Origin of the sequence: Pseudomonas sp. lyk4-TYG-107, assembly GCF_030209055.1 — a bacterium.
GTDB lineage: Bacteria > Pseudomonadota > Gammaproteobacteria > Pseudomonadales > Pseudomonadaceae > Aquipseudomonas > Aquipseudomonas putida_A.
Genome location: NZ_JARVST010000011.1, coordinates 40,626 through 66,425, shown reverse-complemented (window position 1 = coordinate 66,425; position 25,800 = coordinate 40,626). Strand labels below are relative to the sequence as shown.

Here is a 25,800-nt window from a genome sequence, read left to right as displayed (position 1 = left end):
GGTGACTCGCTGTAAGAGCGAAACCGCCAGCGGCAGCACCCGAAGCAACGGATATTCACCCAAAACCCCAAGAGCCTGGTCGGCCCAAAGGCCGCCAAGTCCCCAAAAAAAACGCCAGCAAAATGCCGGCGTTTCAGTGAGCGCTAAACGTATTACCAGTTATAGGTCACGTCAGCAGTCATGGTCCGGCCTTCGCCGTAATAGCAGTCGAGGGTACCGTTGCACGCGGCCACGTATTTCTCGTCGGTGAGGTTTTGCAGGTTGGCTTGCAGCTTCACGCCTTTGACATGCAGCGGCGATTTTTCCAGGTCGTAAGAGACCATGGCGTCATACACGGTGTAGGACGGAATCTGGAACGAGTCCGACTCGTAATCCGAACCGTAGCTGCTGCGCACGTAACGGGCGCCCAGGCCCATGCCGAAACCGGCGAGGGCGGTGGAGATGTCGAAGTCGTAATTGACCCACGCGGAGGCGGTCAGCGGTGGACGCATGGCCAGAGTGCGACCTTCGCGACCGTCGTTGTCCTTCTCCCACTTGGTCTGGTTACGCGACACCGCCGCCAGCACGCGCAGGTTGCGGGTGACGTTGACCTTGCCTTCCAGCTCGATACCGCGCGAACGCACGGAGCCGCTCTGGGTGCTGAAGCCCGGGTTGTTGAGATCGGTGGTGAGCATATTGTCCTGGTCGATCTGGTACGCCGACAGCTGAATGAAGCCGTCAATCGACTTCGGCTCGTACTTGACGCCGACTTCGTACTGCTTGCCGGTGGTCGGTTCGAAGGCGCTGCCGCTCATGTCGGTACCGGTTTGCGGCAGGAACGATTCGGCGTAGCTGACGTACGGCGTGATGCCGTTGTCGAACTCGTAGCCCAGGCCGGCACGACCGGTGAACTTCTCGTCCTTCTGGTTGCTGTGGCCGCCGCTCAGCGGTTGCTTGTTGTCGGTTTCGGCGAAGTCATAACGACCGCCGAGGGTCAGGAACCACTGGTTCCAGCGCAGTTGATCCTGAGCGTACAGGCCGGTCTGGGTGATGGTGTTGTCCCATTTGTACGGCTGACGGAAATTGATCTGGCTGCCATACACCGGGTTGTACAGGTCCAGACCTGGAGCGGTGCGGTCGTACAGGCCGAGGAATTTCGAATTGTAGTGGTAGTAGTCCACGCCCAGCAGCACAGTGTGCTCGACGTCGGCGGTGTGGAACTTGGCCTGGGCGATGTTATCGATGCCGTAGACCTTGTTGTGCTGCGACCAGTCCACCGCATAACGGCTCTGGTAGCTGCCGTCGTTGAGGCCGGTAACCGGGTTGGTCGGGAACGCATAACCGTGCAGCGGCGCCACGTACTGGTCGTTGATGTCGGCGTAACGCGCGTTTTGCTTCAGAGTCCAGACATCGTTGAGTTCGTGAGCGATCTCGTAACCGACGACGAACTGCTCGCGGTGGTACTTGTTCACGTCCGGCTCGCCGAGGAACAGGCTGCGGCTGATGCGCCCGGCCTGGCTGCGATGCACGGTGCCGTTGGCCGGCAGGCCTTGGGCTTCCGGTACATCGTGGTCTTTCTGGTACTGACCGAACACGGTGATGGTGGTCTGGTCGTTGGGCAGCCAGGTCAGGCTTGGCGCCAGCAGCATGCGGTTCTGGCTGGCGTAGTCGATGGCCGAGCCGCTGTCGTTGACCACACCGGTCAGGCGATAGAGAAATTCGCCTTGATCGTCGATCGGACCGCCGAGGTCGAAGGCACCGTACTTGCGGTCATAGCTGCCGCCACCGAGCTTCACTTCGTGCAGCGGGGTCGCGGTCGGACGCTTGCTGACCATGTTGACGATACCGCCCGGCTGGTTCTGGCCGTACAGCACCGAGGCCGGGCCCTTGAGCACTTCGACGCGCTCCAGGGTGTACGGGTCGATCTGCAGCGAACCACCGGTGCTGCCGCCGCCGTAAGGCATGTGCAGGCCGTCGAGGTACAGCGGAGTAGGGGAGAAGCCACGGGACGTCGGTTCGTCGAAGATCTTCACCCGGTCCGAGAAACCGCCGCCGGTCATGCCCGGCGTGTACTGCAGAGCCTCGGTGACGGTCTTCGAGCCGCGCATCTTGATTTCGTCTTGAGTGACGACGTTGATGGTCTGCGGGATTTCCTTGAGCGACGAATCGGTCTTCGAACCGGTGGCGCTGCGCTTGGCGACGATCCCGTCTACCGGGCCCCAGGCCGATTCGGCGGTGGCGGAAATGCTGGTCGGGGCCAGATCGAGGCTGGCACCGCCGGTGCTGCGCGAACGCAAGGCGACGTTGTTGCCTTCGACGCTGTAGGCGATGTTGGTGCCTTGCAGCAGTTGCGCGATGGCGGCGGTCGGTTCCAGGTTGCCACTGACGGCGCTGCTGCGCAGGCCACTGACTTCATCCGGGCTGTACAGCACTTGGAGGTTGGTCTGGCGACCGAATTCCTGCAACGCGCTCCCCAGCGACTGTGCAGGAATATTGATCGCCACGGCGGCGGCCTGGGCCTGGCCGATCATCGGCACAGTCAGGGCCATGGCGCAGAACGCGGGCAAGGTGCAACGGAAGGAGCGGCGGATCAGCAGGGCCTTGGCGAGCGGGTGGAGTCCGTGCGGTGCGGGCATTGTTCTTCTACTCTTCAAAGTGTTGACTGAGAACTATTTCTATTAACTGTTAGTAAGACGTTGAGCCTTCCGAAAACCGGAAAGCTCAACGCAATTTTTTTACAAATTTTTCACAGTCAGGCGGGTTGCAGCTCAGTGACCACTTTGCCGGCGCTCATGCGCACCAGTTGGTCTGCTACATCGAAGTAGCGATCGTCGTGGGAAATGACGATGATGGTCTTGCCCAGACGCTTCAGGTCCGGCAGCAGCTCGGTGTAGAAAATTCGCCGGAAGGTCGGGTCCTGATCGGCGGCCCACTCGTCGAACACCAGCACCGGACGCTCTTCCAGCCAGGCATTGATCAGGGCCAGACGCTTGCGCTGGCCGGTGGACAGGTCGGTGGTGGTGAACGAGCCGTCACGCACACTGACCTTGTGCGCAATTTCCAGGCGCTCCAGGTATTGGTTGGCGTCTTCCGGGATATGCGTATCGCCCTGGACCACGTCGTCGAACAGGTAATAGTCGGCGAAAATCGTGGTGAACAACTGGCGGTAATCGTCGCGGTTGGCGGCATCGACGAGCTGCTGGTTGAGGCGGATTTCGCCTTGCTGTGGCGCGTACAGGCCCAGCAGCAACTTGATCAGCGTGGTCTTGCCGCAGCCGTTTTCGCCGACGATGAAAATGATGTCGCCTTGTTCGATTTTCAGGTTCACCGGCCCCAACCGGAACGGCTTGGCACCTTCTACCGTCGGGAAGCTGTACGAGACATCGGTCAGCTCCAGGCTGTGCACCGGGGTCTTTTGATGGCCCTGATCACTGAGCAGCAGGTGCGGCTCGGGCGAGGAGAATTGCTCGGACAGGTCGGCGATCCGGCGGAACGCGATTTGCGCACGACTGACGATCGGCAAGGTGCCAATGATGTGTTCCAGCGGCCCTTTCATGTACAGCAGCACCAGTACGAAGCCGCTCATCACCGCTTTGTCGGCGCTCGGCCACAGCGATTGCAGGCCCAGCGCCAGGCCGATCACCACGAAGAACAGCATCGACCCCAAGGTCTTGGCGACCACGAAAATGTTCACCGAACGCACCTGCGTGTCGCAGATCTTGTCGGCCGTGCCTTCGATGCCCGAGACGAACATGCGATGCCGGCGCGGGCGGTGGATGCGCAGTTCCTTGGCGCCCTCGGCGACTGCGTGATAGTGCTTCTGCAACTCGTCTTCGTAGTCGCGGGCCTTGAGGAAACCCTGCATGCCACGCCCGCGTGCGATGTACTGAATGACCGTGCCGATCAGGATCGCCACGGCCATCATCAGGAACATCGGCCACGACAACATCGCCAGGTAGCCCATGCAACCAAGGGTTACGGTCAGGGAAATCGCCAGCGGCGCAAAGGCGAAAGCGAAGTCGCTGATGGTGTCGACATCGTGGGTCAGCACCGGAATCAGCCGATGGCTGCGATAGCGCTCGATCTGCTCGATCGGCGCCGAGAGGACTTTCTCGCCCAGCTCTTTGCGCAATTTGGCGATGATGTGCTGGCCGACGAAATTGGTGCCGATGTCGGAAAAGATCGAGCTGGTCAGCGCCAGCAGGCACAGGCCGGCGAACACCGCGACCATCGTGCTGGTCAGTGCGCCCTCGGCGTGCAGCACGTTGTTGATGGTCGCCAGCAGCGCGGTGACGCTCAGGCCACCGACCATGCCGAGCAGGATCGACACGCTGACGATCAGTCGAAAGGGTTTGAGCAGGGCGAACAATTCATTGATCACCCCGCGTGTTGGTTTGCTCATGGAGGTTCCCTGCTTGAAGGAGCGGCGAACACCGGCACTGCTCGGGCGGTTCGCCTGGATGACGTAGAGGGCGGTGGGCGCGCCATGGAGGATCGCGCCCACTTTTAGAACGACTGGCAGGACGGCTAATTTAGCCGGGCGATGGCGTTACAGATCGCGGGCGACCCGGAAGCCGATCCAGTCGCCACGGGTGTCGGTGTAGGTGGCGTTGCGGTTGCCCGAACGCGAGAACACCGGTGCCTCGCCCCAGTCGTTGCCACGGATGCGCCGCACTTCGCATTTGCCGCTCAACCAGGCACTGCCGTCGCTTGGCGCGCCAACGTAGTTCTCGTTGTAGCAATCGGCGGTCCACTCATAAATATTGCCGTGCATGTCGTAGACGCCGAAGGCGTTGGCCGGGAAGCTGCCGGCCGGCGCGGTGAAGTTGTAGCCATCGGCGGCGCCATAGGTGTTGGCGTGTTTGGCGATGCTGTATTCCTTGCCTTCGTCAAACGGGAAGGGGAACGGCCCCGTGCTGCCGGCGCGGGCGGCGTATTCACGCAGCGACTCGCTGACCAGCCGGTATTGCTGGCCGGTCTTCTTCGACAGCCAGGCCACGTACGCTTCGACCTCCGGGAAATCCATGCACACCGCCGGGTGCTTGTCGGTGTACTGCTTGCGCGGGTCGCTGCCCTGATAATCCGGGATCCCGGCCTTGCAGGCGCGACCGGGACGAGTGTCGCCGTCGGGCATTGTGTAGCCGCTGTCCTTGAGGTAGGCGTCCCACTCGCCGCGCAGAATCTGGAAACGGCTGATCGCCAGCGGTTTGGCAAACGTCACCGGGTGCAGCGGCCCTTCATCCGGCTCGCGGCCGACCTCATCCTCCGGGGTGCCCATGGTGAACGTGCCGGTGGGCAGCACGACCATTTCCGGGCAGTCCTTGCAGTCCTTGAACACCTTGCCCGGCGCAGGCGGAGTGGCGGCCTGCGCGGCGCCCGGCAGCAGGCCGGCGGCGAGGGCGGTGAGCATCAGCGCCGGCAGCGCCTTCAAGGAAAATCGACGCAGTTCACTGTTCATTGCGAGTCTCGCTAAAAGGAAAAGGGGATCGCCCGGATTCACAGGGCCTGGTCGAGCACGGCCAGCAAGCGGTCGATTTGCTCTTCGTCGTTGAGCAGCCCCGGCGCGGTGCGAATCACCGGGCCGACGTCGCGGTGCACGGCATCGGCCACCACGCGGTTGGCCATCAGGTGCGCGGCGATCTTGTCGCTGTCCTTGCCCTTGACCCGGAAGAAGGTGAAACCGGCGGACAGCTCAGGGCTCAGTGGCGTGACCAGTTCGATCTGCGGCCGTTGCTGCAGGCGTTGTTTCAGGTAGCTGTTGAGCGCGTGAATGCGCGCCTCGACCTCGGCCTTGCCCAGCTCAAGATGCAATTTGAACGCTTCGTCCAGCGCCCAGCGGTGCTCGAACGAGTGGTAGCCACCGGGCGTCATGGTGGTGGAAAACGCCGTGGCTTCGGAGAACGTCGGAATGATCGGGGTAACGTATCTGACTTCGGCGAAGCGGCTGCAGACGATGCCGGTGCCACGTGGGCCGAACATCCATTTGTGGGTGCCGGCAATGAAGAAGTCGCAGTTCATCTGCGCGAAGTTCAGGTTGTCCACGCCGAAGCCATGCACCCCGTCGACCACGTAAACGATGCGGTCAGCGTCGCTGCGACCGCGGTTGTGCTTGTCGACGATGGCGCCGATTTCACCGATGGGCAGTTTCATGCCGCTGCCCGAATGCACCCAGCACATGCCCAGCACCCGGGTTTCGGGGCGGATGGCGCCGTCGATGGCAGCAAGGATTTCTGCTTTGCTGGCGCTGTACGAATCCTTGAACAGACGAATTTTGCGCACCCGGGTGCCGTCGCGTTCGCTACGCAGGGCGAGGATGGTGTGGGTCGCGTAGTGCTCGTGTTCAGTGGTGAGGATTTCCTGATCGGGGCGCACGTGCACGCCGCCGTAGATCGTCGCCAGACCTTCGGTGGTGCTGCCGGTCAGGGCGATCTGTTTGGCGTCGGCTTGCAGGTAGCGTCCGGCCCAGACCCGCACGTTCTCCTCGCGCTGTTCGATCACGCCGAGGTCCCAATCCATGGCCAGGCCGGGATTTTTGTCGAGGGCGGCGCGGTGTCGTTCAATCGCCTCGCGCACCGGTTTCGGGTGCGAGGTGATCAGAAAGTTGGAGAAGTGCAGATACGCTGGATCCTGATCGAACAGCTGCTGCAACCGCGTCCACTTGTTGCCGGTCGCGGGCGCGGCGTTCGCGGCACAGGCGACATTCGGCAGGCTCGCGCCCAGTGGCAGCGCCGCCGCGAGAATCCCCGCCTGCTTCAAGAACTCACGACGATTGCTCATGGCTGGGCAGTTCCCGGCGCAGCGGCCAGTGCCGGTTTCGCGGCTTTCTCGACCTGATCCCAGACCCGCAGGAAGTTGCCGCCCCAGAGCTTGGCGATGTCCGCTTCGGAGTAACCGCGTGAGATCAGCTCGGCGGTGACGTTGCGAATTTCGCCGACGTTCTCGAAGCCTTTGACGCCACCACCTTCGTTGAAGTCGGAGCTGATGCCGACATGGTCGATGCCGATCTTGCGCACCGCGTAATCGATGGCATCGCCCAGGTCCTTGAGGCTGGCTTTCGGTTCTTCTTCGAGGATGCCGTACAGGCGACTGGCGTACTGGCCGAACTTCTGCTCGGACCACGCCGCAATGATCGGGTCGCCGGGCATCAGCGCCATCGCCAGGTTCGGCAGCGGCGGCAGGTCGAAGTCCTTGCGCATCTCGTTGAGCTTGTCCTGGGTTTGCTGGGTGAGCGGGCGCAGGTACTGCGAGAACGCGACGATCTGTACCACGCCGCCGCTGTTTTTGATCAGCTGCATTTCCTTGTCGCTGAGGTTGCGCGGAATGTCGACCATCGCACGTGGCGCCGAATGCGAGGCTACCAGCGGCGTGCGGCTCAGTTGCGCAACTTGTTCGAGGGCTTTGGTCGACATTTGCGAGACGTCGATGATCACGCCCAGATCGTTGAGGCGCTTGACCGCCTGCTTGCCCAGATCCGAGAGACCGTCGAGGGCGTCCGGCGAATCATTGAGAAATGGCAGCGGCCGCGACGAATCCGCCCAGTCGTTGTTGCCGATGTAGCTGAAACCGAACATGCGCATGCCGCGCGCGGTCCACAGGTCCAGCAGGTTGAGGTCGTGGCCCAGCGGATAGGCGTTGAGCATGCTGATGAAAATCGCGAACTTGCCTTCGCCGTGCAGGCGCCGGAAGTCGTCGGGGGTGTAGGCGATGGCCACCTGATTAGGGTAGTCGCGAACCATCCCGGAGATGATCTTGAAGCGGATTTCCTGCTGGTTGCGCGCCTCGTCGACGAAGCCGGGGGTCGGCTTGTGCGGAGCGTTCGGGCCGTTCCACATTTCCGGCCAGCCGAAGATGGTCAGGGCGGCGCCGGACAGGCGTCCACGGTTGGCCTTGGCGAGGTCGAACTGGCCGTCGCCGTCCTTGTCGGCTTCGTGGCCGTCGGTGCCGAAATTTTGCGTCAGGCTGACATGGCTGTCGAAAGAGAGCATGCGTTCGTGCAGCTCATCGGCCTGCTTCATGACTTTGGCCGGGTAGCCGAGGTCGTCCTTGAACCAGTGATGCCACACGGCAAAGCCTGCGCCGGCGCTGATCGCCAGGGCCAACGGCAGGCCGATGAATAGAGCCTTTTTCGAACGTGGTTTTGTCATTGCCATCTCAGTCAGGTTCGCCATCGAGTTGCAGGCGCGGAGGCCTTCGCTATCTGGGAGGAACGAGTGGTTGGCGGCAAAATTTAAGCCTGGTGCTGTGGCGAGGGGATTTATCCCCGATCGAGTGCGAAGCGCTCGCAAAGCCTGCCAGCGCTGTCCCTTCTGGTGTCGCCGCCAGCGTCGGATGGGAGTTGCTTCGCAACTCATCGGGGATGAATCCCCTCGCCACAAGTCATCATCGCCGGGCGCGTTAAATTTGTCGGGGCAACAAACGTTCTAGCTTGGATAAAGCCTGCTTCATGGCTGACACAGGTAGGGCAATGAAGATTTCTCGACGATGGTTCATGGCGGGCCTGGCGCTGACCGGCGCTGCCGTGCCTGCGGCGTATTTCGGGCATCGTGAATGGACGAAGCCGGACCCGACGATCACCCCGGGCGAAGCGTCTTTCGATGTCGCGGATATGGCCGGGCAGCGCCTGGCGAATGCGTTGCGCGGGGTGTGGGATATCCGTTTCGAAGGTGCCGATGCCGGCCTCGAAGGCTTGCCGCTCAAGGGCCTGCAAGTGTTTCTCGACATCGGCCAGAAGGGACGCGGCGTGTGCGGTTTTCTCGACACGCCCGAGCGCCTGCGTTCCGCTGAAACACCGCGTTATCGAATTCTGGGCGACCTCGCGAAAGCCGATGCGGCGAAACTGAGCTGGCGCCTGATCGGCGCTGATGGCCAGATCAGCTATGAGCTGGAGATGATCCTCGATGAGGTCTGGGCCGACTTCGGCAATGCCGGCAGTGGCACCCTCAGCGGCAAGGCTTTGCGCCTGGATCGAGCGCTGGCCTTGCCGGCGCAGGACAACCGCTTCGTCGCCGTCAAGCGGCTGTTTCCCGAAGCGCGCGAGCGCACGCCGCTCAACCCGACGTTGCTGGCGTGGTTGATCTCTCCCGAGCATCGCCTGTTTCACCAGTTGTGGCATGCGACCCGGGACAAGTGGCACAAACTGCCCGAGGACAAGCGCGAGGCCTTGCGCGGCATCGGCTGGCAGCCCGGCCCGCGTGACAAGGAGCGCGATGCCCGAGGCCCGCGCAAGGATCGCAATGGCTCGGGCGTGGACTTTTTCTTCATGCACCGGCACATGCTCGGGACGGCGCGCTCGATGCAGGATCTGCCATCCTGGGCGTTTTTCCCGCTGCCGCAGCCGGAGCTGATCCGCGACCGCGTCGGCTTCGCCCGCTATTTCGACAACCACGACGGCACGGCCTTGCCGCCCACTTGGACGGCGGCGGGCGATGACGAATTCAGCCAGTGGGTCAGCGACATCAAGACTGCCGAAACCTACGAAAGCAACTTCCAGGTCTGGGAGTCGCAGTACCGCGATCCGGCGTATCTGGCCCGGCTCACCCTCGGCCAGTTCGGCTCCGAAGTCGAGCTGGGCCTGCATGACTGGCTGCACATGCGCTGGGCCTCCGTGCCACGCGATCCGTCCAACGGTCAGCCGGTGCCGTTTGCCCGCGATCCGGCGGACTTCGCGGCCCGCTGGTACAACGCCGAAAACGACTTTCTCGGCGATCCGTTTTCTTCCCACGTCAACCCGACGTTCTGGCATTTCCATGGCTGGATCGATGATCGCATCGAGGACTGGTTCCGCGCCCACGAGCGGTTCCATCCGGGCGAAGTCACGCGGCTGCAGGTCAATGGCGTGCCATGGTTTGCCCCGGGGCGCTGGGTGGAAGTCGACGACCCGTGGCTCGGGCCGATCACCCATGGCTGCAGCACCACGCCGGGATTGCAGATGGGCAAGTCGGTGGAGATGGATCCGGAAACCATGAAGCTGGCGCTGCGCATCACCTTCATCACCGACGAGGAAAAACTCGCCGGCCTGTTCCGCCGCGTGCCGCAACGGCCATGGTATGCGCGCAATCTGAAGCCTAAAACCAGCCCGACTTGAGGGCTGCGTCATCGATCATTCGCGAGCAGGCTCGCTCCCACAGGGTTATGTGTCAGCCCGAGATAGCGGCAACACCGTCAATCAATGTGGGAGCTGGCTTGCCAGCGATAGCATTGGGTCAGGCAACATTGATGTCGGGAGTGCTGGCCTCATCGCTGGCAAGCCAGCTCCCACAGGGTTGTCGTGTTCATTCGATTACAGCGTCTGCCACCCGCCGCCAAGCGCCTTGTACAACGCAATGCTGGCCTGCACTCGTGACAGCCGCAGTTGTGCATGCTGATCCTGGGCCGCGTACAGCGTGCGCTGGGTTTCCAACACGGTCAGCAAGTCTTCAGCGCCGGCCTGGTAGCGGCTCTGCGCGATGTCGAATGCGGTCTGCGCCTGATTCAGTTCTTCGTTCTGCCACAACCGCTGCTCATCCAGGCGGCGAATGCTATTGAGCGCTTTTTCCACATCGGCGAAACCGTTGATGATCGCCCCACGGTAAGTTTCCAGCAGCTCTTGCTGGCGCGCAGAGGCCTTGTCGCGTTCAGCGCCGAGGCGACCGTTATTGAAAATCGGTGCGACCAGTCCGGCGGTCAGGTTGTAGAAAGGGCTGCGGATCAAATCGTCGAACTGATTGGCGCCCGAGCCGAGTTGGGCGGTCAGGGTCAGTGCCGGCAACATGGCCGCGCGAGCGACTTTGACGTCAGCTTCGGCGGCGGCCAGTTGGGCTTCGGCGCGTGCGATGTCCGGACGATGCGTGAGCAACTCGCTGGGCACGCCAGCGGCGATGTCTGGCCATTGCAGGTGATCGAAGGACTCTGTCGTCGACAGTTGCTGCACCGGTCGGCCAAGCAGGGCGGCGAGGCTGATCAGCGCGTCCTGGGCTTGCTGTTGCACGCGCGGCAATTGCCATTGCTGGGCGGCGACCAGGCTCTTCTGTTGCGCCAGTTCCAGCGCGGTGGCTGAGCCTGAATCAAACCGCGTCTGCACCAGTTTCAGCACGCTTTGCGCGTTGGCCAGATTGAGTTCGGCGATGCGGCTCTGCTCGCGTAGCGACAAGGTTTGCGCATACGTGCTGGCAACGCCGCTGAGCAATGTCAGTTCGACCGTCGCCCGGTCGAATTCGCTGGCCTGCAGAGCGAACTGCGCACTGTCGCGCGAGGCGCGTTTGCCGCCCCAGAAATCGATTTCGTAGGTGGCGCTCAGGTTGGTATCGAAATAGTCCACCGCCTTGTTGCTGCTGTTGGCATCGAGTTGGCTGTAGCCATTGCCGCGCAGCAGTTTCTGCCGATTGGCATTCAGGCCGGCCTTGACCTCCGGCAACTGAGAGCCGCCAGCGATGACAGTGCCTGCCTGCGCCTGATGCACTCGAGCAACGGCGGCCGCGAGGTCGAAACTGCCGACGCGAGCCTGTTCGATCAGGCGATCCAGTTCCGGGCTGCCAAATTGCGTCCACCATTGTGGGTTGTTGCGGGCAACGCTGGCGTAATGGGGCGATTGCCAGGCAGCAGGCGCCTGCACACCGCTGTCCGGGCGTTGAGCGGGACTGCCGCAGGCACTGAGGATCAGGCACACGGTCAACAGGCTGAGGCGCGGTTTCATAAATCGATCATTCACTGGTAAGGGCTGTGACCGGGTCGAGCCGGGCAGCTTTGCGGGCAGGCATGAAGCCGAAGACAACACCGGTGACCAGGGCGCAGCCGAAGGCGCCGAGTACCGCCATCAAGGAAAAAGCCACGGCCACTTCGCTGAGGATCAGCACGCCGCCGACGATCAGCGCCAGGGCGATCCCGGCAATGCCGCCGACCACCGAGAGCATCACCGCTTCGGTGAGGAACTGCCGGAGGATGTCGCGCTGGCGGGCGCCGGTGGCCATGCGAATGCCGATCTCGCGAGTCCGCTCGCGCACGGTCATGAGCATGATGTTCATCACGCCGATGCCGCCGACCAGCAGCGAAATCGCCGCAATCGAACCGAGCATCAGCGACAGGGTGTTCTGGGTGCGCGCCTCGGCCTGAATCATCGCGGCGTTGTTGGTCAGTTCGAAATCCTTCTTGCCGTTGTGCAGGCGCAGCATCAGTTGCTCGATGGCCTGCTCGGTGTCCTTGACCTTACGCGCGTCGGCGGCGGCAATGGCCACGTATTCCGGATTGCGCGTGCCGAACAGCCGGACGCTGGCCGCCGAATAGGGGATGGCGATGCGGTTATCACTGTCGGAGTCGCCGGAGCTGGCGCCTTTTTCTGCGAGTACGCCGACCACCTGGAACGGCACATTCTCGATCAGGATGAATTGGCCGATCGGGTTCGGCACATCCTTAAGCAGTTTGCTGCGGACTTTGTGGCCGATCACCGCGACGGCTGCAGCGTTCTGCTCATCGGCCTCGGTGAAGTAACTGCCTTGCACCACCGGCCAGTTGAAGATCGCCGGGAAGTTGGTGTCGTTGCCACCGACGTAACTCAGGTGGTCGGCATTACCGTAACGTACGCCGGCCTCGGCGCCGTTGACCGGCATGATCCGCTGCACTTGCGGCAAGCTGGCCAGCGCGTGCACATCGTCGAGGGTGATGATCCCCGGCGGCGTGCGCGGGTTGGGCGCCGAGCCGCTGAGGTAAATAATGTTTGAACCGAAGGCGCCCATCTGCGCCATCACCTGGCGTTTGCTGCCTTCACCGACCGCCAGCATCACCACCACCGACGCCACGCCGATGATGATCCCGAGCAGGGTCAGCGCCGTGCGAAAGCGGTTGATCCACATCACCCGCCACGCCGCGTGCAGGGCATCGACCAGTTCACCTTTCCACGCGCCAGTGGCTTCGGCGCCGTCGGCCAGACGCTGGCGCAGATCCACCGCTTGCAGCGCGCCGGGGTTGGCGCTGGTCTGGGCGTGGGGATTGTCGCGGGCGCTGTCGCTGATGATCAGGCCGTCGCGGATTTCGATGATGCGTTTGGCTCGGGCTGCGACTTCGCGATCGTGGGTGATGAGGATCACCACGTGGCCCTGACTCGCCAGTTCGTCGAGCAGCGCCATCACCTCTTTGCCGCTGTGGCTGTCGAGGGCGCCGGTGGGTTCGTCGGCGAGGATGATGTGGCCGCCGTTCATCAACGCCCGGGCAATCGACACCCGTTGCTGCTGGCCACCGGACAACTGATGCGGGCGGTTGCCGGTGCGCGAGGCCAGACCGAGGCGGTCGAGCAGGGCAGCGGCGCGGGCGTGACGTTCGGCGGCCGGGGTGCCGGCATAGATCGCCGGCATCTCGACGTTTTCCTGGGCCGAGCCGGACGGAATCAGGTGATAGCCCTGGAACACAAATCCAAAGGCTTCGCGACGCAGCCAGGCCAGCTCGTCGCTGTCGAGGCCGGCAACGTTTTCCCCGGCGAAGCGGTACTCGCCGGAGGTCGGGCGGTCGAGGCAGCCGAGGATATTCATCAGGGTCGATTTGCCGGAGCCGGAAGCGCCGACAATCGCCACGAATTCACCAGCGTGAATCGACAGGTCGATGCCGCGCAACACGTGAACTTCAGGCGCGTCACCGCCGCCGTAGGATTTGCGAATGTCCTGCAGATCGATCAGAGGCGTTTGCATTCAGCCTCCGCTGCCGTCGACCGGGCCGATCAGCAGGTGATCGCCTTCGTTGAGGCCGTCGACAATCTGCACTTTGAGCCGGTCGCTGATGCCGGTGCGCACCTCGCGCTGCTGAATCTCGCCGTTGGCCGCCACCACCTGCGCGGTTTGCAGGTTGGCCGTGGTGCTGCCCTGCAACGCGGCGACCGGCGCGGTGAGCACGCCTTTGGCCTGACTGGCGACGAAAAACACTTGAGTGGTCATCTCGGCCATCAAGGCGTTGTCGGCGTTATCGACGTCGAGCAAAACCGTGTACAGCACAACGCGGGCGCTGCCGCTTTTGCTGGCGCTGGCCGGGCTGCCGCCGCCCTGGCTGGTCTGATCCAGTGGCTTGGGCGGCACCGGCAGAATCTGCCGTACGGTGCTGCTCCAGCGCCGCTGACCGCCGCTGAGGGTGGTGAAGTAGGCGGTCATGCCCGGTTTGACGTGACCGATGTCAGCCTCGGAAACCTCGGCCCACACGGTCATCGGTGACAGCTTGGCGATGCGCAGGATCAGCGGCGTCTGCTGTTGCGCGTTGAGGGTCTGGCCTTCGCGGGCGTCGAGGGCAACCACGGTGCCGGCCATCGGCGCGTAGATCCGCGTGTAGCCGAGTTCGGCCTGATCGCTGCGCAGGCTCGCCTCAGCCTGGCGGATCTGCGCCTGGAACATGTCGACGCGGGCCTGAGTGGCTTTCAGTTCGGCGCGGGCGGTTTGCACGTCTTCTTCACGGGTGGCGCCGCCGGCCACGAGATTCTGCTGCCGCTGATACTTCTGCCGCGCCAGCTCATGCTGGGCGCGCTGCTCCTGCAATTGCGCCTTGAGGTTTTCGATGGAGAAGCGCCCGGCGTCGAGTTTGGCCTTCTGCGTGGACGGATCGATTTCCACCAACAGTTGACCTTCCTTGACCACGTCACCGACTTCGACGTGGATCTTCTGGATCTGCCCGGAGGCCTGCGCGCCGACATCGACATACCGGCGCGGTTGCAGGGTGCCCAGCGCGGTGACGCTGCTCTCGATGTCGCCACGGCTGACTTGCACGGTGGCGAAGCGCTCGCGGCCCGGCGGCATGATTTGCCACGCGGCGTAGGCAACAACGGGAATCAGACATAGGACTGCGAGCAGGGCGCGTCGAGCGGGGCGGGGACGTTTCATGCAGGGTTCCGGCCAGTGGAATTCGGCCCGTCGTCCGGCTGCACGCCACAGCGCGCAGCCGCAGAACGCTGTCGCAGGGCGCGACAGACACGGGGAGCTGTCCTGTAAACGATGAATACGCGGGGGAATTTAAGCGAAGACACAGGATGTTACAGGTATAGAACGACACTATTTAGCGGGCAACGACAAACGCCACTTTAAATCTATATGAGAATTACTATAAATTACGCACCTCAGTTGCCACTATCTTGCTACCCGTGTTCGCGGGCCGTCGATCAGTGTGCTCAAGGATCGAATCCGCATCGATGCGGCCGGGAGTCATGTTGGAAAACTACTATCGCGAGCTGGTGTGTTTCCTGAACGCCAAGCTCGGCAACCGTCAGGTCGCCGAAGATGTGGTGCATGACGCTTATGTGCGGGTTCTGGAACGCTCCAGCGACACGCCCATCGAGCAGCCCCGGGCCTTTCTTTATCGGACGGCGCTGAATCTGGTGATCGACGATCATCGGCGCAACGCCTTGCGCCAGGTCGAGCCACTGGAAGTGCTCGACAGCGAAGAGCGCTATTTCACCCCGTCGCCCCATGGCACTCTCGATCACGGCCAGCGTCTGGAGATGCTCCAGCGCGCCCTGGCGGAATTGTCGCCGCTGTGCCGCGACAGTTTTCTGCTGCGCAAGATCGAAGGCCTGTCGCACCCGCAGATCGCCGAACAGCTGGGAATTTCCAAGGCACTGGTGGAAAAACACATCGTCAATGCGATGAAGCATTGCCGCCTGCGCATCAAACAATGGGATGCCCATTGAGCCGCCATCGCTAAATTTTATTTCACTGTCCTCGTTCCTACTCAACAGACGACCTGCTGTCCTGCTCAAGGCCAGTCGGGTCACTTAGGCTCTCCTTTCCCCTTGTTGAGGGGTTCATCCAGAGGACACTGGAAATGACTCAGGCAATTGCATCGCCCATCGTTCACGACCTGATCGGCGTCGGTTTCGGACCTTCGAACCTGGCGCTGGCCATCGCTCTGCAAGAGCGCGGCCCGACCCACGGCGAGCTGGATGTGCTGTTCCTCGACAAGCAGGCCAACTACAGCTGGCACGGCAACACCCTGTCGACCCAAAGCGAATTGCAGATTTCCTTCCTCAAGGATCTGGTGACCCTGCGCAACCCGACCAGCCCGTACTCGTTCGTCAATTACCTGAAGGCCCACGGCCGTCTGGTCGACTTCATCAACCTCGGCACCTTCTACCCGTGCCGCATGGAGTACAACGACTACCTGCGCTGGGTCGCCGGGCAGTTCACCGAACAGAGCCGCTATGGCGAAGAAGTGCTGACCATCGAACCGGTGCTGCACAACCATCAGGTTGAAGCGCTGCGCGTGATCTCCCGCGACAGCGAAGGCCAGCAGTTGGTGCGCACTGCGCGTTCGGTGGTGGTCAGTGCCGGTGGCACGCCGCGAATTCCTGAAGCGTTCAAGGCGCTGAAGGGTGACAGCCGCGTGTTCCACCACTCGCAGTATCTGTCGCAGATGGCCAAACAGCCGTGTGTGAACAACCAGCCGATGAGCATCGCGATCATCGGCGGCGGGCAGAGCGCGGCGGAAGCCTTTATCGATCTGAACGATTCGTTCCCGTCGGTGCAGGTCGACATGATCCTGCGCGGCTCGGCGCTCAAGCCTGCGGACGACAGCCCGTTCGTCAACGAAGTGTTCTCGCCGGAGTTCACCGATCTGGTGTTCCAGCAAAACAGCGCCGAGCGTGAGCGGCTGGTCAACGAGTACCACAACACCAACTACTCGGTGGTCGACATCGACCTGATCGAGCGCATCTACGGCATCTTCTATCGGCAGAAAGTCTCGGGCATTGCCCGTCATGCGTTCCGTACCCTGACCACCGTCGAGAGCGCCACCGCCACCGAACGCGGCATCGAACTGGCGGTGCGCAACAACGCCACCGGCGAAGTCACCGTGCGTATCTATGACGCCGTGGTCCTGGCCACCGGTTACGAGCGGCAGATGCACCGCAAACTGTTGGCACCGCTGGAAGAATACCTCGGTGATTTCGAGGTCGATCGCAACTACAAACTGATCACCGACGAACGCTGCAAGGCCGGTCTGTACATGCAGGGCTTCTGCCAGGCCAGCCATGGTCTGAGCGATACGCTGCTCTCGGTATTGCCGGTGCGTGCCGACGAGATTGCCGGGTCGCTGTATGAGCATGGCAAGAACCGTGGGCATCGTTCGGTGGCAGATCTGTTGTTGGCGACTGCCAGCTGAATCTGCTTTGCCTGATACACCGCAATCGCGAGCAGGCTCGCTCCCACATTGGCTCTCTGTCGACCACAAAATCTGTGTTCAATGAAGATCCCCCTGTGGGAGCGAGCCTGCTCGCGAAGGGCCGTCAAAAACACCCTGAAATCTGAATCCTGAACCCTTCCTGAACACCCGCCACATTCCCTGACACACTTCCTTTTGCGGGTTTACTCTCAAATCATCGAGGCGTAAGCTTCGCGCGTTTTCATCAATAGCGGAGACCCACAGTGGGTACTTGTTCGAGTGACAGTTGTCGGCCGGTCTCGGTAACCGGCAGATTCTCGGCAAGATAACGCGCAGCCTTTCTCTGCCGTTGTCTCGCCGTAAAGCGAGCAGCGGCATCCCGATCATGGTCAGTTGAGACCATGTCCCGACGTCCTTCTCATCGACACTGAAAGTATGTGATTTCGACCGTGTGGTCGCGATCGCAAACCTATCGACACGCCTGTCCTTGTGATCGGCGCGCCAAGCCTTGCCGTGCCGGATTTTCCGGCGTACGAGGCGCGGTCGTACCTGCTCGACGGTTTCCCGGCTGACCATAGGGGCAACAGCCATGAAACTTACGCTCAAGGAATTTTTCGCAGGCTTCCTGCGCACACGCCACATCGCCCGGCACTTCCGCCGTCTGGCGCTGCTGGAATCGATCAACGACACCACGGTCAGCCGTGAAGTCCCGCCCACTCTGGCCAACACCCTGGTCGATGCAGCCCATCGCGACAGCGGTGAACTGCTGTCGTCGCTGGGCACTCACACCGACGGTTTGACTGACTTTGAAGTCGACGCCCTGCGTGCGCAGTACGGCCTCAACGAAGTCGAACACGAGCAGCCGCTGCCATGGTGGACCCACCTGTGGCACTGCTACAAAAACCCGTTCAACCTGCTGCTGACCCTGTTGGCGGTGATTTCGTGGCTGACCGAAGACCTGAAAGCCGCCACGGTGATTTTCTCCATGGTGGTGCTGTCGACGCTGCTGCGCTTCTGGCAGGAAAGCAAATCCAACCAGGCCGCCGACGCGCTCAAGGCGATGGTCAGCAACACCGCCACGGTGATGCGCCGCGACGAGCCGCGGATCGAACTGCCGATCAAGCAACTGGTGCCGGGCGACCTGATCGTGCTGTCCGCCGGCGACATGATTCCTGCCGACTGCCGGGTGCTCAGCGCCAAGGATCTGTTCGTCAGCCAGGCGGCGATGACCGGTGAATCGATGCCGGTGGAAAAATTCGCCCGTCAGGCCGACCGCGACACACGCAATCCGCTGGAGCTGGAGAACATTCTGTTCATGGGCACCAACGTGGTGTCCGGTACGGCGGTGGCGGTGATTCTCACCACCGGCAACAGCACCTATTTCGGCGCGCTGGCGCAGCGGGTCGGCGCGACTGACCGCGCGGTGACCTCGTTCCAGCTGGGCGTGAACAAAGTCAGCTGGCTGCTGATCCGCTTCATGTTCGTCATGGCGCCGCTGGTGCTGTTCATCAACGGTTTCACCAAGGGCGACTGGACCGAAGCGCTGCTGTTCGCGCTGTCGATTGCCGTGGGCCTGACCCCGGAAATGCTGCCGATGATCGTCACCTCGACCCTGGCCAAAGGTGCGGTGTTCCTGTCGCGCAAAAAGGTCATCGTCAAGCGTCTGGACGCGATCCAGAACTTCGGCGCCATGGACGTGCTGTGCACCGACAAGACCGGCACCCTGACCCAGGACAAGATCTTCCTCGCGCGCAATGTCGACGTCTGGGGTGAAGACTCCGATGGCGTGCTGGAAATGGCCTACCTCAACAGCTACTACCAGACCGGGCTGAAAAACCTGCTCGACGTGGCGGTGCTGGAACATGTGGAAATTCACCGTGAACTGAAAGTCGGCACGGCATTTCGCAAGGTCGATGAGATTCCGTTCGACTTCAATCGCCGGCGCATGTCGGTGGTGGTCGAAGGGCGTGGCCAGCCACATCAACTGATCTGCAAAGGTGCGGTGGAAGAAGTGCTGGCGGTGTGCACCCGTGTGCAGCACGGTGACGTCGAGGAAGCCTTGAGCGATGAATTGCTGACCCGGATTCGTCAGGTCACCGCAGCATTCAACGCTGAAGGCTTGCGCGTGGTGGCAGTGGCTGCCCGCTCGATGCCGGAAGGTCGCGACACCTACAGCCTGGCCGATGAGCAGGAACTGACGCTGATCGGTTATGTGGCCTTCCTCGATCCACCGAAGGAAAGCACCGCACCGGCGCTCAAGGCGCTGGCCGAGCACGGCGTCGCGGTCAAAGTGCTGACTGGTGACAACGAACTGGTGACCGCGAAGATCTGCCGTGAAGTCGGTCTGGCGCAACAGGGCTTGCTGCTGGGCAACGATGTCGAGCGCATGAGCGACGCCGAGCTGGCGGTGGCGGTGGAGAACACCAACGTCTTCGCCAAGCTCACGCCGTCGCACAAGGAACGCATCGTGCGCATCCTCAAGGGTAACGGTCATGTGGTCGGTTTCATGGGCGACGGCATCAACGATGCGCCGGCGCTGCGTACCGCCGACATCGGAATCTCGGTGGACAGTGCGGTGGACATTGCCAAGGAAGCCGCCGACATCATCCTCCTGGAAAAGAGCCTGATGGTGCTGGAGGAGGGCGTGCTCGAAGGGCGGCGGACCTTCGCCAACATGCTCAAGTACATCAAGATGACTGCCAGCTCGAACTTCGGCAACGTGTTCTCGGTGCTGGTCGCCAGTGCGTTCATTCCGTTCCTGCCGATGCTGCCGATGCACCTGCTGGTACAGAACCTGCTCTACGACATTTCGCAGATCGCGATTCCGTTCGACAACGTCGACAAGGAGATGCTGAAGAAGCCGCAACGCTGGCAGCCGGCTGATGTCGGGCGCTTCATGCTGTTCTTCGGCCCGATCAGTTCGATCTTTGACATCCTGACGTTCGCCTTGATGTGGTATGTGTTCGATGCCAACACTCCGGATCACCAGACCCTGTTCCAGTCCGGCTGGTTCGTGGTGGGGCTGCTGACCCAGACGCTGATCGTGCACATGATCCGCACGCCGAAGATTCCGTTCCTGCAAAGCCGTGCAGCGATGCCGCTGCTGGTGATGACCGGGATCATCATGGCGGTCGGAATCTTCCTGCCGATGGGGCCGCTGGCCAACTACTTCAAACTGCAGGCGCTGCCGTCGATGTACTTCGTGTTCCTGCCGATGATCCTGCTGACGTACATGGCGCTGACCCAGGCGGTGAAAGGCTTCTACATCCGCCGGTTCGGCTGGCAATAACAACAGGACAACGCTGTTCCCTCTGTAGGAGTGAGCCTGCTCGCGATGGCAATCCGTCAGTCAAAATTTCAACGACTGACACACCGCTATCGCGAGCAGGCTCACTCCTACAGGGGATTCGGATGTTTTCAAGGACAAGACTATGCAAGCCATCAACAACCTCAACCTGACTTCTTTGCTCGACACGCTGGTCAGCCTCAGCGCAGCGTTCATCCTCGGTGGCCTGATCGGTTTCGAGCGCCAGTACCGGCAACGCACCGCCGGTCTGCGCACCAACGTGCTGGTGGCGGTCGGCGCGGCGATTTTTGTCGACATGGCCAACCGTCTCGGCGGTGCTGAAGGCGCGGTGCGGGTGGTCGCCTACGTGGTTTCCGGCATCGGCTTTCTCGGCGCCGGGGTGATCATGCGCGAAGAAGGCAACGTGCGCGGCCTCAACACCGCCGCGACCCTGTGGACGTCAGCTGCCGTTGGCGCCTGCGCCGGTGCCGACCTGCTGGCCGAAGCGGTGCTCGGCACGCTGTTCATTCTGGCCGCCAACACCTTGCTGCGGCCGATCGTCAACAACATCAACCGCCAGCCACTGGACGTGGTCTCGGCCGAAGTGACCAACATCGTTTACGTGATCGCCCGGCGCTCGCAGCAGAAAGCCGTGTTCGCCCTGCTCGAAGCCGAGCTGGAGCGCAGCAACTATCCGGCCAGCGACGTCGATGTACACGCCTTCGGTGCCGACGAAATCGAGATCGAAGCGACGCTGGCGACGACTTCGGTCGACGGCGATGAACTCGATGCGCTGGTGGCGCGGATTTCGACTTCAGCGCTGGTGGTGCAGGCGTTCTGGAGTCCGAGTACCACCGAATAAGGCAACAACGTCGGGCAGCCATTCGGCATGGCTCATGAGTGCGGATGAATGACCGGTTTTTTAGGAAAAGTCCTACAGAACTGCTCCTGCGGCTTGCGTAGTCTTGGCGCACCCGTCCACCTCCACGAGATCGAGCATGATCAATAAAGCCCTGCGTATCCTGATTGCCGATTCGCAGCATTTTCACCGGATGAAAATCGAGCGCCTGTTCAATGGTCTCGAATACTTCCGGGTTGCTCCGGTACAGAGTCTGCTTGAGCTGCTGACCCTGGTGGACTACGGCTGCGCACCGTTCGACGTCGTAGTCATCAACGCCGAGCTGGCGGCCGGATCGCTGGACCTGCAGGGGTTTTTCCTCAACAACCCGCAGGTGCGCCACGTCCTGATCTATAACGAACCCACGGCACCGGCGCTGACACCCGCCGGTTTCGCTCAGGAAAACCTGCAGATCAGCCATGTCGCCTTGCCCAATGCGGCCGCGATCAAGCACCTGATGGCGCGGGTCGACGTTGCCCCGTTGTGCGCAGTAAATGCCTGGAACCCGGCGCCAGCCGCGCAACGCCGGGCCTGAGCACGGATTATCCTTTCGCGCAACTGTCAGATCTGACAGGTAGATACGCTTTGCTTCCCGTGTAACAGTCTTTGCGCAGCCAACCCGGTGAGTAACAGCTGATGCCGGTGGCGCCATCGTCCTGTTTTTGCACTGGGAGCGGTCATGAAGTCAGCGCTGATCGTCGACGATCATCCGGTGGTAAGGGCTGCCGTGAAACTCGTACTCGAAGCCGAAAGATTCAAGGTGATTCACGAAGCATCCAGCGCCAGCGAAGCCATGGCGCTGAGCCGTGAGCACAAGCCGAAACTGGTGGTACTCGATCTCAAGCTGCCGGGAGTCGGCGGACTGGAGGTGCTGGAGCGGCTCAAGGCCACCGACCCCGACTGCAGAGTGCTGATCTTTACTTCTCAGGATCCGCTGCACTATCAGGATCGTTGTCTGCGTGGCGGCGCCATGGGTTACGTGGCTAAAACCAACCAGTTGCTGCAATTGCACAAGGCTGTCCAGGCCCTGATGTCGGGCTACTCCTATTTTGCTGCACTGCCTGATAACGGCCTTGTGTCGACCCCGTCGCACCGCAGCGAAAAACAGCTGATCGACGAGCTCTCCAACCGAGAACTGAACATTCTCGTGCAGTTGGCTCTGGATAAGCCCAACAAGAAAATCGCCGCTGAAATGTTCCTCAGCCACAAGACCGTCAGCACCTACAAAACCCGCTTGATAAAAAAACTGGGGCTGCACTCAAAGTCAGCGGTGTACTTGCGCGAATTCGCCAAGCGCAACCATTTGATCTGAGTAGCACAGTGAATCTGCGACGCTGGTGGTGCGTGCTGTGGTTGAGCTTCACGGCGAGCTGCTGGGCCAGTGGTTCGCCGCAGCCTCTGGAGTTATTGAGCCAGGCAGCACTGGAGAACATTCAGGTCCCGCTCGACCCCCAGGATCAACAGTGGCTACGCCGCCATCCGACGTTGCGCATGGGGATTTCCGGGCCCGATTATCCACCGTTCGAGATCACGCGGAATCGGCAGGAGCTGGAAGGCCTCACCGCCGACTATGCCGAGTTGCTGGCGCAACTGCTCGGGGTGCGGATCGAGGTGCAACGCTACGCAAACCGCGACGCGGTGATGAGCGCACTCAAGCGCGGCGAACTCGATCTGCTGGGCACCTCGAACAATTTCGAGCTGGCCGATGCGGATTTCATCTTGTCGCGCCCCTATGCCGAAGACCAACCGATGCTGGTGACCCGGCTCGACGAAACGTTACCGGCCGACCTGACAGGCAAACGCATCGCCATGGTCGAGGACTATCTGCCGCTGACCAGCGTGCAGGCGTTCTACCCCGACGCGAAGGTGCAGCGTTACTCCTCGGCAATGGATGCGCTGGGTGCGGTAGCGTTTGGTGTCGATGACGGATATCTCGGCGATCTGATCAGTGCCAATTACCTGATCAACACCAATTACCGCAATGACCTGCAACTGGCCGGGCCCTCGGGCCTGGATGCTAATCCCTTCGGTTTCGCCCTGCTGCGCAGTGAGGTGCGCCTCAAACGCATCATCGACAGGGCGCTGGCGGCGATTCCCATGGAGCGTCGTCAACTGATCGAGCAGCGCTGGAGCGCAGGGCGCGCGCAAATGGCCGCGCAGTCGCAGGTGCGCCTCAGTGCCAGCGAGCAGCAGTGGCTGGAGCAACATCCGCGGGTGCGGGTCGGCGTGATCGAAGACTTCGCACCGCTGACGTTTTTTGATGCCGACGGACGATTCAACGGGCTGTCGGCGCAGTTGCTCAACCTGATCAGTCAGCGTACCGGGCTGCAATTCGAGTTGGTTCGGGGGCGTTCGCTGGATCGTCAGATTGAGCAGCTCAAGGCCGGTGAACTCGACGTGTTGCCGGTGGTGACCCCGAGCAGCGAACGGGAAACCGAGCTGCAATTTACCCGTGCCTACCTGAACAATCCGTTTGTGCTGGTCAGCGCGACGACGGCCGGCAGCCCGCGCAGCCTCGCCGATCTGCCGGGCAAGCGGCTGGCGATTTATCGCGGTCATCCATTGCACGACTTTATTCTGCAGCAGGTGCCCGGGATTCGCCTGGTGGAGGTGCGCAGCCCGGCCGAGGGCATGGAGCAGATCGCCAAAGGCCAGGCCGACGCGACCGTCAGCTCGCTGCTGGTGGCGCGTTTTCTGATCGCCCGCCATTATCGCGAACGCCTGCGCATCACCAACACGATCGGCGATCAGCCGGCACGCATTGCGCTGGCGACCGCAGCGCAGGATACGTCGCTGCACACGATTCTGAACAAGGCGTTGCTGAGCATCGCGCCGCAGCAGATGGACGAACTGGTCGAGCGCTGGAGCCATGACGTGGTCGTGGAAGAGAGCTACTGGCAGCGTCATCGCCGCGAAATCCTGCTGGCGTTTGCCGGTGCGGCGGGGCTGCTGTTGCTGGCCTTGGCCTGGATCGGTTTTCAGCGCTCGCAGCTGCGTCAACGTCAACAGTGGCTGCAGCAGTTGCAGCAGGCCAAGGATGCCGCCGACGACGCCAATCGGGCCAAGACTACGTTTCTGGCGACCATGAGCCATGAAATCCGCACGCCGATGAATGCCCTGATCGGCATGCTCGAAATGGCCCTCAAGCGTGCCGAGGAGGGCGTCACCGACAAGCTGGCAATCGAGGTCGCGTCCGCTGCCGGCCAGCAATTACTGGCGTTGATCGGTGACATTCTCGATATCGCACGCATCGAGTCCGGGCATTTGTCCCTCGCGCCGCAGCGGGCCAATCTGCGCGAACAAGTGATCGCGGTGTGCCGCGTATTCGAAGGGCTGGCGCGGGAGAAACGCCTGCTGTGGCAGGTCGAACTGGATGCGCACAGTGACGTCGACGTCATGCTCGACCCGACACGCTTCAAGCAAGTGCTGTCAAACCTGTTGAGCAACGCGATCAAGTTCACCGAGCACGGGCAGGTCAGTCTGCAACTGTCGGTAACCAGGACAGCGCTTGGCCAGTTGGCCGTGAAACTAGCGATTGCAGACAGCGGAATCGGCATCAGTGCCGATGACCGCAAACGCCTGTTCAGTCCGTTCGTCCAGGCCGCTAGCCAGGGCCAGTCAGCGCGTAGCGGCTCGGGATTGGGCCTGGTGATCAGCCGTAACCTCTGCGAAATGATGGGCGGCACACTGCGCCTGGACAGCGAGCCGGGGCATGGAACGCGGGTTGAGGTAAACCTGCAGCTGCCACTGTTGACCGCGCTCGAACCCGAGACGGCAGGCCCGCAAGTGGCGGACACGCCAGCGCGTTCGCTGAGCGTGCTGGTGGTGGACGATCATCCGGTCAACCGCTTGCTCCTGTGCCGGCAACTGAGTGAGCTGGGCCACGCTACGGTCGATGTCGAGGATGGTGAGCTGGGCTTGCAGCGCTGGCGAACACAGGCTTTCGATGTGCTGATCACCGATTGCAACATGCCCCGGCGCAACGGTTACGAACTCGCTCGGACACTTCGTGAAGAAGAGGCGGCGAGCGGTCGGGCACGCTGCCTGATCCTCGGCTTCACTGCCAACGCGCAGGTCGAGGAGAAAGTCCGTTGTCTTGAGGCCGGCATGGACGATTGTCTGTTCAAGCCGATTCGCTTGCACGATCTGCAACAGGCATTGAAGACGGCCAGCCGCGGCGACAGTGATCAGCTGTCGAACCCGACACCGCCGCTGCCTGAGATCGACCTGAGCGCGCTTGAACAGATGGCCGGGGACAATCCTGCAGTGATGCAGCGCCTGCGCGAACAAGTGTTGCGCAGTCTGCACGACGATCTGCAACGGCTGGACGCTGCGCGCCAGCCACAGGATCTGAGCGAATTAACCACTCTGGCGCATCACATCAAGGGCGGTGCGCAAATGGTCGGTGCCGCGCGGGTGGCGGCGGCGTGCGCGGAGCTCGAACAGGCGTGCCGCGACGCCGAAACCCTGGCGGTCCACCGCTCGGCGGATGCGCTGCGCACGGCCATGCTCGACCTCGCGCAGCGGCTTCAGGACTGAG

At 62.0% G+C, this 25,800-nt stretch carries 16 protein-coding genes; 8 read left to right on the top strand and 8 right to left on the bottom strand.

Annotated features, from left to right (window positions below; all coding sequences use genetic code 11):
* Positions 1 to 152: 152 nt before the first annotated feature.
* From QRN61_RS11105 to pvdM, 5 genes are all read right to left on the bottom strand, one after another.
* Positions 153 to 2,615 carry a TonB-dependent siderophore receptor gene (locus QRN61_RS11105; RefSeq protein ID WP_183782314.1) on the bottom strand — a complete coding sequence of 821 codons (2,463 nt, stop codon included), beginning with the start codon at positions 2,613 to 2,615 and terminating at the stop codon, positions 153 to 155.
* A 116-nt stretch (positions 2,616 to 2,731) separates the two neighbouring features.
* Positions 2,732 to 4,381, bottom strand: a complete 1,650-nt coding sequence (locus tag QRN61_RS11100; protein WP_007968743.1) for a cyclic peptide export ABC transporter — start codon at positions 4,379 to 4,381, stop codon at positions 2,732 to 2,734.
* Positions 4,382 to 4,528: 147 nt separating this feature from the next.
* The gene (gene pvdO, locus QRN61_RS11095; RefSeq protein WP_115990295.1) at positions 4,529 to 5,437 is read right to left on the bottom strand and encodes a dihydropyoverdine dehydrogenase; all 909 of its coding nucleotides are present in this window, start codon (positions 5,435 to 5,437) and stop codon (positions 4,529 to 4,531) included.
* 38 nt (positions 5,438 to 5,475) lie between these two features.
* A complete protein-coding gene (pvdN, locus tag QRN61_RS11090; protein ID WP_285373780.1) occupies positions 5,476 to 6,756 on the bottom strand; it encodes a pyoverdine-tailoring periplasmic protein PvdN in 1,281 nt (426 codons plus the stop codon).
* Positions 6,753 to 8,123, bottom strand: coding sequence for a pyoverdine-tailoring dipeptidase-like protein PvdM (gene pvdM / locus QRN61_RS11085; RefSeq protein ID WP_027614032.1), 1,371 nt, complete (start codon positions 8,121 to 8,123; stop codon positions 6,753 to 6,755). Before pvdM ends, pvdN begins: the two co-directional genes overlap by 4 nt.
* A gap of 320 nt (positions 8,124 to 8,443) precedes the next feature.
* Here pvdM and pvdP point away from each other — a divergent pair, with 320 nt between their 5' ends.
* Positions 8,444 to 10,063 carry a pyoverdine maturation tyrosinase PvdP gene (pvdP, locus tag QRN61_RS11080; RefSeq protein ID WP_096797109.1) on the top strand — a complete coding sequence of 540 codons (1,620 nt, stop codon included), beginning with the start codon at positions 8,444 to 8,446 and terminating at the stop codon, positions 10,061 to 10,063.
* A gap of 195 nt (positions 10,064 to 10,258) precedes the next feature.
* On the opposite strand, the gene QRN61_RS11075 is transcribed toward pvdP, so the two are convergent.
* From QRN61_RS11075 to QRN61_RS11065, 3 genes are read right to left on the bottom strand one after another with little or no spacing between them, the layout of a single operon-like run.
* Positions 10,259 to 11,650, bottom strand: a complete 1,392-nt coding sequence (locus tag QRN61_RS11075) for an efflux transporter outer membrane subunit (RefSeq protein ID WP_285373779.1) — start codon at positions 11,648 to 11,650, stop codon at positions 10,259 to 10,261.
* Between the two features lie 7 nt (positions 11,651 to 11,657).
* On the bottom strand, positions 11,658 to 13,631 hold the full coding sequence (locus QRN61_RS11070) for a MacB family efflux pump subunit (RefSeq protein WP_027614029.1): 1,974 nt from the start codon (positions 13,629 to 13,631) through the stop codon (positions 11,658 to 11,660).
* A complete protein-coding gene (locus tag QRN61_RS11065) occupies positions 13,632 to 14,804 on the bottom strand; it encodes an efflux RND transporter periplasmic adaptor subunit (protein WP_285373778.1) in 1,173 nt (390 codons plus the stop codon).
* A 320-nt stretch (positions 14,805 to 15,124) separates the two neighbouring features.
* On the opposite strand from QRN61_RS11065, the gene QRN61_RS11060 reads away from it, so the two are divergent.
* The 7 genes from QRN61_RS11060 to QRN61_RS11030 all read left to right on the top strand — a co-directional run bounded on the left by QRN61_RS11060 (position 15,125) and on the right by QRN61_RS11030 (position 25,799).
* The gene (locus QRN61_RS11060; RefSeq protein ID WP_027614027.1) at positions 15,125 to 15,607 is read left to right on the top strand and encodes a sigma-70 family RNA polymerase sigma factor; all 483 of its coding nucleotides are present in this window, start codon (positions 15,125 to 15,127) and stop codon (positions 15,605 to 15,607) included.
* Between the two features lie 134 nt (positions 15,608 to 15,741).
* Positions 15,742 to 17,076 carry a lysine N(6)-hydroxylase/L-ornithine N(5)-oxygenase family protein gene (locus QRN61_RS11055; protein WP_097087697.1) on the top strand — a complete coding sequence of 445 codons (1,335 nt, stop codon included), beginning with the start codon at positions 15,742 to 15,744 and terminating at the stop codon, positions 17,074 to 17,076.
* 589 nt (positions 17,077 to 17,665) lie between these two features.
* Positions 17,666 to 20,365 carry a magnesium-translocating P-type ATPase gene (gene mgtA / locus QRN61_RS11050; protein ID WP_285373777.1) on the top strand — a complete coding sequence of 900 codons (2,700 nt, stop codon included), beginning with the start codon at positions 17,666 to 17,668 and terminating at the stop codon, positions 20,363 to 20,365.
* A gap of 142 nt (positions 20,366 to 20,507) precedes the next feature.
* Positions 20,508 to 21,224: an MgtC/SapB family protein gene (locus QRN61_RS11045; protein WP_007968289.1), complete on the top strand. Its 717-nt coding sequence runs from the start codon at positions 20,508 to 20,510 to the stop codon at positions 21,222 to 21,224.
* A 136-nt stretch (positions 21,225 to 21,360) separates the two neighbouring features.
* On the top strand, positions 21,361 to 21,795 hold the full coding sequence (locus tag QRN61_RS11040) for a chemotaxis protein CheY (RefSeq protein ID WP_096797114.1): 435 nt from the start codon (positions 21,361 to 21,363) through the stop codon (positions 21,793 to 21,795).
* Between the two features lie 144 nt (positions 21,796 to 21,939).
* Positions 21,940 to 22,572, top strand: coding sequence for a response regulator transcription factor (locus QRN61_RS11035; protein ID WP_096797115.1), 633 nt, complete (start codon positions 21,940 to 21,942; stop codon positions 22,570 to 22,572).
* 8 nt (positions 22,573 to 22,580) lie between these two features.
* On the top strand, positions 22,581 to 25,799 hold the full coding sequence (locus tag QRN61_RS11030; RefSeq protein WP_285373776.1) for a transporter substrate-binding domain-containing protein: 3,219 nt from the start codon (positions 22,581 to 22,583) through the stop codon (positions 25,797 to 25,799).
* Position 25,800: the final 1 nt, after the last annotated feature.